This is a genomic window from Rhizobium sp. ZX09 (assembly GCF_017357485.1).
Lineage (GTDB): Bacteria > Pseudomonadota > Alphaproteobacteria > Rhizobiales > Rhizobiaceae > Agrobacterium > Agrobacterium pusense.
Genome location: NZ_CP031363.1, coordinates 1796316 through 1808955 on the forward strand (window position 1 = coordinate 1796316; position 12640 = coordinate 1808955).

Genomic DNA, 12640 nt, shown 5'->3' on the forward strand with positions numbered 1-12640 from the left:
TATATCCCGAATCACTACATTGGGCCGCATGAGCAACAGTTTTGACGATATGCCGTTCTTCGATGAGGAACCCGTGGCGCCGCGCAGGGCGACGAACAATGCCCCTTCGGAAAACGGCGGCGGGCTTGGCATTGCCGCCCGCGCCATGGCTGCGCGCGATCAAACGCGTGCCGCACCCGATTATCTTTCCGGCCTCAACCCGGAACAGCGCGATGCCGTGGAAACGCTGGACGGGCCGGTTCTCGTCCTCGCCGGCGCCGGCACCGGCAAGACCCGTGTTCTGACAACCCGCATTGCCCATATTCTCGCAACGGGCCGGGCCTATCCCAGCCAGATCCTCGCCGTGACCTTCACCAACAAGGCCGCACGCGAGATGAAGGAACGTATCGGCGTTCTCGTCGGGGGCGCTGTGGAGGGCATGCCCTGGCTTGGCACGTTCCACTCCATCGGCGTCAAGCTGTTGCGTCGTCACGCCGAACTCGTCGGCCTGAAGTCGGATTTCACCATTCTCGATACGGATGACGTGGTGCGGCTGATCAAGCAGCTCATCCAGGCCGAAGGTCTCGATGACAAGCGCTGGCCGGCCAAACAGTTCGCCGGCATGATCGACGGCTGGAAGAACAAGGGCCTGACGCCGCCGGATATTCCGGAGGGTGACAGCCGCGCCTTCGCCAATGGCAAGGGCCGCGAGCTCTATACCGCCTATCAGAACCGGCTGAAAACGCTGAACGCCTGCGATTTCGGCGATCTGCTGCTGCACCCGATCAGCATCTTCCGCCGCCACGCCGATATTCTGAAGGAGTATCATCAGAAGTTCCGTTACATTCTGGTGGACGAATATCAGGACACCAACACGGCGCAATATATGTGGCTGCGGCTGCTTGCGCAGCGCGCCAAGGGCGAGCCGCAAAACGTCTGCTGTGTGGGTGACGACGACCAGTCGATCTATGGCTGGCGCGGCGCGGAAGTGGACAATATCCTGCGCTTCGACAAGGATTTTCCCGGCGCCAAGGTCATCAAGCTCGAACGCAATTACCGCTCCACCGAGCATATTCTCGGCGCGGCCGGCCACCTCATCGCGCATAATGAGGGACGCCTCGGCAAGACGCTGTTTACCGAACGTAGCAGCCCTGACGACGAAAAGGTCGTGGTGCATGCTGCCTGGGATTCGGAGGAGGAAGCCCGCGCAGTCGGCGAAGAGATCGAGCAGCTTCAGCGCAAAGGTAATATGCTGAACGACATGGCGATCCTCGTCCGCGCCTCCTTCCAGATGCGCGAATTCGAAGACCGTTTTGTCACGCTCGGCCTCAATTACCGCGTCATCGGCGGCCCGCGCTTTTATGAGCGCCTCGAAATCCGCGATGCCATGGCCTATTTTCGCCTCGTCTGCCAGCCGGCCGACGATCTCGCCTTCGAGCGGATCGTCAATACGCCGAAGCGCGGCCTTGGCGATACGACGATCCGCAACCTGCACGACTATGCGCGTGCCCGCGACATTCCGATGCTGGCGGCAGCGGCCGACATCATCGAAACCGACGAGCTGAAGCCGAAGGCCCGCAAGGCGCTGTTCGATGTGGTGCAGGATTTCCGCCGCTGGCAGGGTCTACTCGAAAACACCGAGCACACCACGCTTGCCGAGCAGATTCTCGACGAAAGCGGCTACACCGCCATGTGGCAGGCCGACAAGACGGCCGAAGCGCCCGGACGCCTTGAGAACCTGAAGGAACTCATCCGCTCGATGGAAGCCTTTGAAAGCATGCGCGGTTTCCTCGAGCATGTCGCCCTCGTCATGGATGCCGAGCAGAACGAAAATCTCGATGCCGTCTCCATCATGACGCTGCATTCCGCCAAGGGTCTGGAATTCGACACCGTCTTCCTGCCCGGCTGGGAAGAAGGCCTGTTTCCGCACCAGCGGGCGCTGGATGAAGGCGGCCGCTCCGGTCTGGAGGAAGAACGTCGTCTTGCCTATGTCGGCATTACGCGTGCCAAGAAACTCTGCCATATCTGGTTCGTCTCGAACCGGCGCATTCACGGGCTGTGGCAATCCACCCTGCCCTCGCGCTTCCTGGATGAACTGCCGCCCGCCCATGTCGATGTCGCAGCATCCGACAGCAATTACGGCGGTTATGGCGGGCGTGGCGGCTATGGTCAGTCGCGTTTCGACAAGGCAGATCCCTTCGCCAACACCTATTCCACCCCGGGCTGGAAGCGTGCGCAGCAGAACCGTAGCGATGCCACCCGCGACAACTGGGGCACGCGCTCCGGCCATGCGGTGGAACGTATTGGCTATGGCGAAAGCGGCCCGCGCACCCGCACCATCGATGGGGAACTGGTGGCCAAATCTGTCGCCGACACGCCGTCAAGATTCTTCGTCGGCGACCGCGTCTTCCACATCAAGTTCGGCAACGGCAATATCGCTGCCATCGAGGGGAACAAGCTCACCATCGACTTCGACCGCGCCGGCCAGAAGCGCGTGCTGGATGGATTTGTGGAAAAGGTTTGATTCAACAACTATGAGTGCCTGAAGGCCGCTTTTCCCATAGCCCACGTCACGCCATTGCAATAAAGGAGTTGCAATGGGATTGTGAGAACCGGGTGAGGACTGCTTTGCATATATTGCCGAAAAGCCAGCGCAAGCTTGCGGTTTTCCTGATCAACATGGACGGCGCCACCAAGCGCCTCGCGGATATGACCGCGCGCCTTGATGCCATGGGTCTCAAGGCGGAGCGCATCCCAGGCGTGAATGGCAGGGAGCTGAATTATCCAATCCCGGAATTCAGCGAAATTTCCTATATGCTGATGCATGGCCGCCGCACGTCACCTCCGGAAATCGGCTGCTATCTCAGCCATGTCGCCTGCGCCCGAAAATTCATGGAAGGCGATGCCGATATCTCGCTCATCCTCGAGGATGACGTGATCTTCGATGATGATTTTCTAAATGCGATCGATGAGGCGGCGCTGAATGGCTCAGACTGGGACTTGCTGCGCCTCACGACGGTCAGCAATGGCCGGAAATTTCCGTTCCGTCCGCTCTCGAACGGTCGCTCGCTCGCCATTGCGCTGACACGCGAAAAAGGCTCAGGCGCCTATCTCGTCAACCGTCGCGCCGGGCAATGGATATCGAAGCTCATCCCGATGCGGCTCGCCTACGATATCGCCTTCGATCTTGAATATCTCTCCGGCTTGAAGGCCGCCTTCATCTATCCGCTCTGCGCCACACAGGATGCGGATGGTGAAAGCCAGATCCAGAACAATCTGCGCATTTACCGCCTGCCGCGCTGGCGGTATTTCACTGTCCTGCCCTATCGGGCCTATCTGGAAACCAGCCGGTTCCTGCTGCGCGGTATTCGCTTCGCGGTCGCCAGGGCGCGCGTTGCAATGGAACGCGGCAAGGGCAACGCCGCCCCAGCCGGTCATTGATCGCTCCGTCTTACACTTCGCCGGGCGTGAAGCCGATGAGATAAATTGCCGCCACAACGGCTCCGACAATAAAAATCGAGACGACGAAAATCGTCATCCGGTTCAACGGTTTGCGTGTCGTTTTATTCATGCTGCAATAATGCGTGGCCACATCGCTTGTTCCGCAACGCACAGGATAATCTCGTCCAAATCCGCCAACTCTCGCAATTCGATTCCGATTCAGGCGCAGATGGGCTAAAGCTCGTGTCCATCTTCAGCTTTTCCGATCCGACATGACAGACACGACGCATCCACGCCTGAATCCGCTGCATCTCGCCGCCGCCTTCGCCAGCGGTTGTCTCTTGACGCTGATGGTGCATTTCAACGGACAGCTGGCCCATTACGGCAACGCGCTGTTTTCTTCCTGGACGGCGCACGGCACCGGCACGGTGGCGGCGCTGGTCTATCTGGCTATCATGCGTTCGAAGAAAGACCTTTCGGCCCCGGCAAAACCGAAAGCGCCGCTCTGGGCCTATTGCGGCGGCGTTGTGGGTGCCGCGATCGTCATCCTCACCTCCACCGCCGTCAATTCACCGCTGGCGCTTTCGGGAACCATTGCGCTCGGACTTGGTGGACAGGTCATCTTCAGCCTTCTGGCTGATATTTTCGGTCTGTTCGGACTGCCCAGAAGAAAGCCGGACCTTCGGGACATGGCGGCAGTGGCGCTCATTCTATGCGGCAGCGCACTCATCATCCTTGTCGGGAGAACGGCATGATCGTCTGGATCGCCATGGCCTTTACCGGCGGCGTCTTCGTGGCGCTGAGCCGCCAGATCAACGGCCGGCTCAGCCTGTCAAACTCGCCGCTCATCGCGTCTTTCTGGAACCACATCGTCGGCTTTGCCGTACTGACCGTGATCGGACTCGTTGTCGGCGGCCTCATTCCACCGGGTGCGGCCGATGCACCTTGGCTTGCCTTTATCGGCGGCCCCATCGGCGTCGTCTTCATCGCTTCGGGAAGCTGGCTCATCCCCCGCATCGGCGCGGTCAACACCGCGCTTCTGGTCATAAGCGGCCAGATGGTCTCAGGTGTGATGCTCGATCTTTTCAGCGATCATCCGCCGAAAATCTGGGCCAGCGCTCTCGGCATCCTGCTCATTCTGGCCGGCATGGTGCTGACGCAGCGGCGCAGCCGTTAAATATTCGCGCAGTCACGAGTCGCTGCCGCGCGAGAACATGCCGAGCAGCGTCTTACCGCCGCTTTTACCACCGCTGCTCGCGAGCGTCGGGCGGTTGCCGTTCAGCTTCGGCACGACCACCATGCGCTTGACCTCACCGCGCTTGAAGGCCGCGAGGAAGCGGGAATAGTCGCGGAACACAACGCAGCCATTGGACTCGCCGCGTTTCGCCAGCATGTATGTATGGGCAAGAAGCCCGTCGCGGCCGTGCGGATTGACACCATTTTCCGGCGTCAGGCGAATGGCTTCAACGCCGTGGAAGCGCGCCTCGCGCATTGTCAGCTTGTAGCTTGAAGGCGGTGTGGACCCGCGCATCTTGACGTGAACATAATCGGGATTGTCGCGCATCTTGCCGATACCGGAATGCGCTTCCAGTTTCTCGCCATTCGGCATGTGCACCACACCGGAAGAAATATCGTAGATCGCCGTGCCATTGCCACGGTCAGGCCACGGAACCGCATCCATCTTGCTTGGCTCACGCATCGGATTATCCGGTTTCGCGAAGGCCAGCATGGCGCCGGTGCTCTGTTTCGGCGCCTGCGGCGCCCGCAGCGGAACCGGCGCATCGAAAGCAGGCGCAGAGGCGACAGCGGGAACGCGCTCATCCGCCTTGGCAGTTGCCGCAGGACGCGGTGACGGCTCGACCGTTTGAGCTGTCGCGACATCAGGTCTGAAGCTTGGCAGCGGCACGTCGTCGGGAAGCAGACTGCTTGCCTCTTCCTCGACCTGCGGTCGGGCCAGCGCCACTTCGAATGCCGGATGCTGTGGAACGGCGCTCTGATAGGCAACCTCGGAGGTGCGTCCAAGCGCCGAATCGACGATCGCGGAAGGCTGAAGCGCGGCAAGTTCCTTGACGGTCGCCTGTCCTTTGGCGTTCGCCGCCGCGCCGAATCGTTCGCCGAATTCTTTCGCGCCGATCTCCGGCATGATGCCGGCAAGGCGGACGGCCTTCTGCTGGCCGTGACTGTGGTCGCTCAGGCGGGAAAACTTGCGGACGTGAATATCACGCGCCGCCGTGCGGGCAATCGCCGCCTCGGCGGTATCCAGCCTTGCCACAAGCGTCTTTTCAAATTGTCCGACGCCATGCGAGGCGGCGGCCATGCCGTGTAGCGAAGCGAAAGCGGCAAAGGCAAAAATGCCGGCAAAGGCACCGCCACCAAGAAGCGCCGACATTCGCCCGAACGAAAAGGATTTGCCTCTCTTGAGGGAATGCGAACCGGCAAGACCGGCGCCGTTATAGGCCGCAGCAGAAAACGCCATGATACTCGTTACTCGAACCGTTCACGCATACCCGGCCGACGCCGGAGGGATTTTGGGACATCCGAAGAACGGGCGAACACCGGGCCGCTTTCGGAACTGACTGGTTCGAAGCATGACGAATTATGGTAACCAAAGTGTTTACGAGTCCCTGCAAAAATATTTCGTTAAGGTCTGCGCATTGTGGGGCTAAGGCAAAACAATGACTTACGCGGATACCGGGTGCCTGTGCACCGCGTGGTCCCGGGGAAGCGCCCTAATGGCGTCATTGGCCTTGAAAAATTTCCGCCGTATTGTCAGGTAATTTCCGACTTTGCCGGAAATTTGCTGGAAATGCGGCAGGAGTGCGACATGAAAGGTCGCTGCTCCCCACCACAGCACACGCCGGGCAGGCGGAAAAAGGCTTGATCCCCCAGGAGCAGCTTGGCATCCTGCCCGGAAAAGGGAGGCCATCATGAAGGCGTTGCTGCTCATCGATATTCAGAACGGTTTCTGCCCGGGCGGCAATCTGGCCGTTGCCGATGGAGACAAGGTTGTGCCCACTGCCAATGCCCTGATCGACAATGGCGGCTACGACCTCATCGTCGCCTCGCAGGACTGGCACCCGGAAAACCACGGCAGTTTCGCCTCGCAGCATCCCGGCAAGAAACCCTTCGACATGGGCGAACTCTCCGGCAAACCGCAGATGATGTGGCCCGACCATTGCGTGCAGGGCACGGCGGATGCGGAATTCCACCCGGATCTGAAGACGGAAGCTTTCGACTACATTCAGCAGAAAGGCGAAAACCCCGCTGTCGACAGCTATTCCGCCTTTCGCGACAATGACCAGGGCGCGACGACGGGGCTTTCCGATTATCTGACCCGACAGGGCGTGACGCAACTCGATGTCTGTGGCCTCGCCACCGATTATTGCGTCAGTTTTTCGGTGCTCGATGCGCTGGACATGCTGCCCGGCGTCAAGGTCCGCTTCATCGAAGATGCCAGCCGCGGCATCGACCCGCAGGGTATAAAAGCCGCGATTGCGATGATGCGTGAAAAAGGCGCGATCATTCTTAAAAGCCGCGACATATTGCGCGATTAAAGGGAGCTGCGCCTACCACGTTACCGATTGCTGTGCTCGCCACAGGAGCCCTTTTGATGGGCCTCTGCGCGGCGGGTGCCATCAGCGCGGCTTCGGTTTTTCCAGCACGTCTATATCCCCCGCCGCGTCCTCAAGACGTCTCAGGATCGCCGCCTGCGCATCGCGAAGCCCCTGATTGTAGAACACATATCCCAATTCCTCCGCCAGAAAATCCACGAAGATTTCCGCCTGCAGAAGGCCGATTTCAGCTTCGGCTTCCCGGGCAAGATAGTCCCGAACACGTGCGGCCAACGCGGCCTTCTCCTGCTTCTCCAGCATCGATCTTCCATGGTCAGATTATTTAGCGGCGCCGGAAGAGGGCGATGAGACCGCCCGCCCGGCACCATACCGTAACGGAAGCTTCAAGTTAATCAATCGATCCATTCATGCAATTCGTTTGCCAGTCAGACGGGAGGGCGATAGAGCGGCGGCAAGGAGTTCCAGAGATGTTCAATAAAGATTTTCGCGAGGGATTGAAGGGCGGTTTCCCGATCGCCCTCTCCGCCGCCCCTTTCGGTGCGCTGTTCGGCGCGGTCGCGGTCGATAACGGGCTGAGCGTCGCCGAAGCCACGATCATGAGCGGCACCGTCTACGCCGGCGCAAGCCAGCTCGTCGGTATCGAACTGTTCGGCCAGAAGGTTGCCCCCTGGCTGATCGTTCTTTCCGTGTTCGCCGTCAATTTCCGCCATATCCTCTATTCCGCCGCCATCGCCCGAATGATCTCGAACTGGTCATTCCTGCAGAAGGCCGCGGGTTTCTTCGTGCTGGTGGATCCGCAATTCGCCGAATCGGTGAGGAAATACGAAAATTCCGGCACGGTGGGCTTTTCCTGGTACATGGGCTTTGCGGCACCCGTTTATGTGCTGTGGCTGGCAATGACCATTCTCGGCGCATCGCTCGGCAATATGATCGGCGACCCGAAAGCCATCGGTCTCGATGTCCTGCTCCCGATCTATTTCATGGGCATGGTGCTGAGCTTCCGTCAGCGAGAAAATTTCTACCCTGTCATGCTGGCAAGTGCAGTCGGCGCAACGGTTGCCTATCACATCGTCGGTTCGCCGTGGCATGTCAGTCTCGGCGCCGTCGCCGGAATTCTCGTCGCGGTCCTCTATCCGCCGAAACCGAATGGCGCGACGAATTCTGAGAATGGGGTGGAAACGCCATGAGTAACGTTCTGCATGCAGATACGATTTTCCTGATCGCACTCGCCGCCATCGCCACCTATCTCACCCGCATCGGCGGTTATGTGTTGATGACGCGGATGAAATCCATCCCGCCGCGGATGGAGGCGGGCCTGAACGCCGTTCCCGTGGCGGTTCTCACCACACTCGTCGCACCCGCCTTTTTTGAAGGCGGATACGAGGTGAAGATCGGCATGGTGGGCGCCCTTCTGGTCTGCCTGCGCTTTCCCGGCCTGACGATGCTCGCCGTCGGCTGGGCCATCGTCATCGCCATCCGGCATTTCGGGCTGCTTTAGGCAACCCGCTCCAATGGCTTGGTCGCCGCAACGAGCCACGCCTTGACTTCTTCGTCGGTTATCAGGGGAGAAAGCTTCTCCAGCACGCCTGCGTGGTAGGCATTTAGCCAGTTGAGCTCCTCGTCAGTTAAAAGTGCTGTGACCACCAGCCTTCGGTCAATGGGGCACCATGTCAGCGTCTCGAAAGAGAACATTGGCTGGTCGCCTCCGGCCACCTCTTCCGCGTCGCGCACATAGATGAGGTTTTCGATACGGATGCCGAAGGCACCGGGACGATAATAACCCGGCTCGTTCGACAGGATCATGCCGGGCAAAAGCTCCTGTGTCGACAGCCGCGAAATGCGCTGCGGCCCCTCATGCACCGAAAGATAGGAACCGACACCGTGGCCGGTGCCGTGGGCATAATCCGCGCCAGCTTTCCAGAGAGCGATGCGCGCCAGCGGATCGAGATCGCAACCGCGCGTTCCCTTTGGAAACCGTGCGGTGCTTATGCCGATCATGCCCTTCAGGACCAGCGTGAAGAAGCGCTTCTGCTCCTCCGGAACGCTGCCGACGGCAACGGTGCGGGTGATGTCCGTGGTGCCGTTGACATATTGCGCACCGGAATCGACGAGGAACATCTCACCATCGGCAAGTGTGCGATCCGTATCTGTCGTGACGCGGTAATGGATGATGGCGGCATGTGCGCCGGCCCCGGAAATCGTGTCGAAAGAGACATCCTTGAGCGGGTTTTGCAGCCCCTGCCCCACCTTGACGCGAGCCGCCTCCAGCGCCTTGACGGCGTCGATTTCCGTCACCGTGCCGGGCTGCTGGCGATCCAGCCAGCAGAGATATTCGACCATGGCCGCCCCATCCTGCACATGGGCGGCGGCGGAACCGGCAAGCTCAGCTCTGTTCTTGCGCGCGCGCGGCAGACGGACTGGATCGGCTTCCTCGATGAGGGAGCCGCCCGCTGCGGTAATTGCGCCGGTCAGCGCCACTGGCGTCAGATCGGCGTCCACCATCACCCGGCCCTTGGCGCTGGCAATGGCGTGCAGGCGATCCGCGATCTTCGACGGCGGCAATTGTGTCGCGAGCTGCGCCAGATAGGCCTCGGCCTCGATGCCGGTCTTGCGCTTGTCGAGAAAAATATCGGCCCTGCCATCTGCGTAAATGATCGCGCGGGCGAGCGGGTGCGGTGTATGCGGCACGTCGTTGCCGCGAACATTGAAAATCCAGGCGATGGACGAAGGATCGGTCACCAGCAGTGCATCCGCCCCCTTTGCGGAAACGGTTTCCGCCAGTGAGGCAATCTTCTCCTTCGCCAGCTTGCCGGTAAATGCCTCTGGCTGGATGACGACGGGCTCCAGCGGTTCGGAGGGACGATCCTGCCACAGCGCATCGAGCGGGTTCTTTTCCAGAAGAACGATTGAACCGCCCTTGCCGGCGATCGCCTTTTCCAGCCGCTTCAATTCGGCGCCGGTGTGCAGCCACGGATCGATACCAAGCCGGAAACCCTTTGGAGCATGTTCGGCCAGCCAGACGGAAGGTGGCGCACCGACCAGATCACCACCAGTGAACACTGTCTGATCAACCTGCGAGCTTAGCTGCGTCGTATAGCGGCCATCGACGAATACCACCGCTTCCGTCCGCGTTACCAGTGCAATGCCGGCGGAACCGGTAAATCCGGTCAACCATGAGAGGCGCTCGGCGCACTCAGGCACATATTCTCCCTGATATTCATCGGCGCGCGGCACCAGAAACCCATCGATACCGAGGGCATCGAAACCGGCGCGCAGCGCCTCGACGCGAGCCTTGCCGAATTGCGGCGCGGATTTGTTTTCGAAGGTCTGGAACATGAGCATCTTTCGGTAACGGACATGGAGAAAGCTGTTTGTCGGCACCATCAAATCGTTGGCGCGCAACGACAATGCCACGCGGATAAAGCCGGTTTCAAGACATAAGTGATGCCCGGGACTGCGGTGATAAATTGGGCATATTTCGCGAAATAAGTAATACTGAAGGGTTGGTGATATGCAAAAAATGCATTCCTACCCTGAGATATACCCTCTAACCAAACAAAAACACATCGCTTATATCAGGATCAACACAGCGAGAGAGACACTCTCCTGGCAAATAAGGATTTGAAGCAATGGCAAAATCTTTCCTCCGCACCGCCTTCGATCGCGTCGTTGAAGCACGCGAGCGTCAGGTCAGCCGTCATGTCAACGCCGCCCTTCTGAACCTCGACGACAAGTCGCTCGAAGCGCTCGGCATGAACCGCGCCGATCTGCGTCGCAAGGCAAAGTCCAGCTACGTATTCTGATTTTATCCGGCGCGGCATTCCTCCCTACCCCGCGTCCGGACAGGAATACGTCTACCCGCTTGAGCAAGCTCCTCCCAGGCTCGCGGGTTTTCAGGCGGCGCGAAAGCGCCGCCTTTTCTTTTGTCCGCAATAAATGTTGCGAGAGCTTCAGTCCTTGCGAAGATGCAGCGTCACCCAGCCATTGCGCCAGATGGTGCGGACATGGGAAAGCCTTGCGCCATTATAGGCGGAAAGCACTTTCCAGCGCTGTGACGCCAGAATGCCCGACAGGATGACAGTGCCGCCGGGTGCCAGATGCGTGACGAGCTGCGGCGCCATCTTGATGAGTGGCCGCGCGAGAATATTGGCGATGATGAGATCGAACGGGCCATGCTTGCGGAAGGCGTCCGAGTGAAAACCCGGCGCCGTCTCCAGCACCATGCCCGAAACAATGCCGTTAAGCCGGACATTTTCCTTCGCCACCCTCACAGCGACGGGATCGATGTCCGTCGCAAGCACGGGAATAGGACGCATCTTGCGCACGGCGATGGCCAGAACGCCGCTGCCAGTGCCGAGATCGAGCGCGTTGCGCACGGGCCGCGCCCGCAGAACCTCTTCGATCATTTCGAGGCACCCCGCCGTCGTGCCATGATGGCCGGTGCCGAAAGCCTGTCCCGCCTCGATTTCGATGGCCAGATCGTTCGGCCGCACCTTGTCGCGATCATGAGCGCCGTGAACAATGAAACGCCCTGCCCGGACAGGCTTCAAACCTTCAAGCGATTTGGCGATCCAGTCGACATCAGGAACAATCTCCTTCTCGATGACAAGGCCCGGAAAGGCCGGCGCAAGCAGCGTACTGATGCGCTCGCGAAATTCCTCTTCCTGCTCCGCCATCAAATAGACAGAGGCTTCCCAGATGTCACGCTTCTCGTCCACCTCGGTCGTGGCGATCGCAACATCCTCCTCGCCGAAATAGTCCGACATCAAATCGAGAATTTTACCGGCTTTGATTTCGGTCGTGGTGACGTAAAGTCGGATTTCGCTCACGGCAGGCTGTTTCCTCTGGCTTCGGCTGTTCAATCTGCCTTTGCCACAAAACAGCACTCAGTCCAATAAGCCGAACGCAATTAAACCTTCGCGCCCTTTAGCAGGTTCTGAAGCTTCTGCTCGGCAACATCGGGATTTTCACCATAGGCGATCGTTCCCGCAAAACGGCCATTCGAATCGAGAAGGATAACGGATGCCGTGTGATCCATGGTGTAATCGCCATTCGGGTCCTTCTCATCCACCGGCACTTTTTTGGCATAGATGCGATAGCCTTTCAGCGTCTCGGCAATCTTGTCGGCCGGTCCGGTAATGCCGGTGATCCGCTTCGACACGTTGGACACATACTGCTGCATGATTTCAGGCGTATCACGCTCGGGATCGACGGAAACAAAATAGGCCTGCAGCTTGTCGCCGGCCGGATCCACCTTCTCCATCCAGCCATTCAGCTCGAACAGGGTCGTCGGGCAGACTTCCGGGCAATGGGTGAAACCGAAGAACAGCGCTGTCGGCTTGCCCTGAAAGGCTTTTTCGGTAATCGGCTGACCCGTTTGAGCCGTCAGTTCGAACGGCACGCCATAGGCGGTCTCCACCATCTGCTCGCGGGTCTTTGTCATTTCGATCGTCAGCCAGCTGACGACGCCGGCTAGAACGAGCACGACCGCCCACAATACGATGCGAATATTTCTCATTGTCCAATCCTACCCCGAAAGCCGGCGCCGTGTCCGGGCGTCCGACAGACAGATAGCGAAGGACGGCGGCGACGGCAAATCAACTGGACGTATTTGAGCCGACCGCGCTGATTTGTCACAAAGCCCGACG

The 12640-nt window shown here is 59.6% G+C and carries 13 protein-coding genes; 8 read left to right on the top strand and 5 right to left on the bottom strand.

Translation table 11 applies throughout. The features are described from left to right. Nucleotides 1-28: 28 nt before the first annotated feature. The 4 genes from BTN45_RS09105 (at nt 29) to BTN45_RS09120 (ending at nt 4597) form a co-directional block, all read left to right on the top strand. Nucleotides 29-2503, top strand: coding sequence for a UvrD-helicase domain-containing protein (locus tag BTN45_RS09105; RefSeq protein ID WP_207587348.1), 2475 nt, complete (start codon nt 29-31; stop codon nt 2501-2503). 104 nt (nt 2504-2607) lie between these two features. Continuing rightward, the gene (locus BTN45_RS09110) at nt 2608-3420 is read left to right on the top strand and encodes a glycosyltransferase family 25 protein (protein WP_034498809.1); all 813 of its coding nucleotides are present in this window, start codon (nt 2608-2610) and stop codon (nt 3418-3420) included. Nucleotides 3421-3692: 272 nt separating this feature from the next. Further along, complete coding sequence (locus BTN45_RS09115; RefSeq protein WP_004442751.1) at nt 3693-4175, top strand: DMT family transporter; 483 nt, start codon at nt 3693-3695, stop codon at nt 4173-4175. Further along, the gene (locus BTN45_RS09120; protein WP_022556583.1) at nt 4172-4597 is read left to right on the top strand and encodes a DMT family transporter; all 426 of its coding nucleotides are present in this window, start codon (nt 4172-4174) and stop codon (nt 4595-4597) included. The genes BTN45_RS09115 and BTN45_RS09120 overlap by 4 nt, the downstream gene beginning before the upstream one ends. Nucleotides 4598-4609: 12 nt before the next feature. Here the strand turns inward: BTN45_RS09120 and BTN45_RS09125 are convergent, their stop codons facing one another. Beyond that, entirely contained in the window at nt 4610-5896 is a 1287-nt protein-coding gene (locus BTN45_RS09125) for a DUF2778 domain-containing protein (RefSeq protein ID WP_035209702.1), read from the bottom strand. Between the two features lie 451 nt (nt 5897-6347). On the opposite strand from BTN45_RS09125, the gene pncA reads away from it, so the two are divergent. Further along, nucleotides 6348-6974: a bifunctional nicotinamidase/pyrazinamidase gene (gene pncA / locus BTN45_RS09130; RefSeq protein WP_022556586.1), complete on the top strand. Its 627-nt coding sequence runs from the start codon at nt 6348-6350 to the stop codon at nt 6972-6974. 81 nt (nt 6975-7055) lie between these two features. On the opposite strand, the gene BTN45_RS09135 is transcribed toward pncA, so the two are convergent. Further along, a complete protein-coding gene (locus tag BTN45_RS09135) occupies nt 7056-7292 on the bottom strand; it encodes a DUF2164 domain-containing protein (protein ID WP_006697775.1) in 237 nt (78 codons plus the stop codon). Between the two features lie 167 nt (nt 7293-7459). Here BTN45_RS09135 and BTN45_RS09140 point away from each other — a divergent pair, with 167 nt between their 5' ends. Then, nucleotides 7460-8179 carry an AzlC family ABC transporter permease gene (locus tag BTN45_RS09140; protein ID WP_207587350.1) on the top strand — a complete coding sequence of 240 codons (720 nt, stop codon included), beginning with the start codon at nt 7460-7462 and terminating at the stop codon, nt 8177-8179. Continuing rightward, entirely contained in the window at nt 8176-8490 is a 315-nt protein-coding gene (locus BTN45_RS09145; protein ID WP_006697773.1) for an AzlD family protein, read from the top strand. Before BTN45_RS09140 ends, BTN45_RS09145 begins: the two co-directional genes overlap by 4 nt. On the opposite strand, the gene BTN45_RS09150 is transcribed toward BTN45_RS09145, so the two are convergent. After that, nucleotides 8487-10328, bottom strand: coding sequence for an aminopeptidase P family protein (locus BTN45_RS09150; protein ID WP_207587352.1), 1842 nt, complete (start codon nt 10326-10328; stop codon nt 8487-8489). The genes BTN45_RS09145 and BTN45_RS09150 overlap by 4 nt on opposite strands. Before the next feature lie 293 nt (nt 10329-10621). On the opposite strand from BTN45_RS09150, the gene BTN45_RS09155 reads away from it, so the two are divergent. Then, nucleotides 10622-10795, top strand: a complete 174-nt coding sequence (locus BTN45_RS09155; protein ID WP_003522343.1) for a hypothetical protein — start codon at nt 10622-10624, stop codon at nt 10793-10795. Between the two features lie 147 nt (nt 10796-10942). Here the strand turns inward: BTN45_RS09155 and BTN45_RS09160 are convergent, their stop codons facing one another. Next, nucleotides 10943-11821 (bottom strand): 50S ribosomal protein L11 methyltransferase, encoded by an 879-nt coding sequence (locus tag BTN45_RS09160; RefSeq protein WP_207587354.1) that lies wholly within the window; start codon nt 11819-11821, stop codon nt 10943-10945. An 80-nt stretch (nt 11822-11901) separates the two neighbouring features. Then, complete coding sequence (gene sco, locus BTN45_RS09165) at nt 11902-12510, bottom strand: cytochrome oxidase assembly protein Sco (RefSeq protein ID WP_153776174.1); 609 nt, start codon at nt 12508-12510, stop codon at nt 11902-11904. Nucleotides 12511-12640 lie beyond the last annotated feature (130 nt).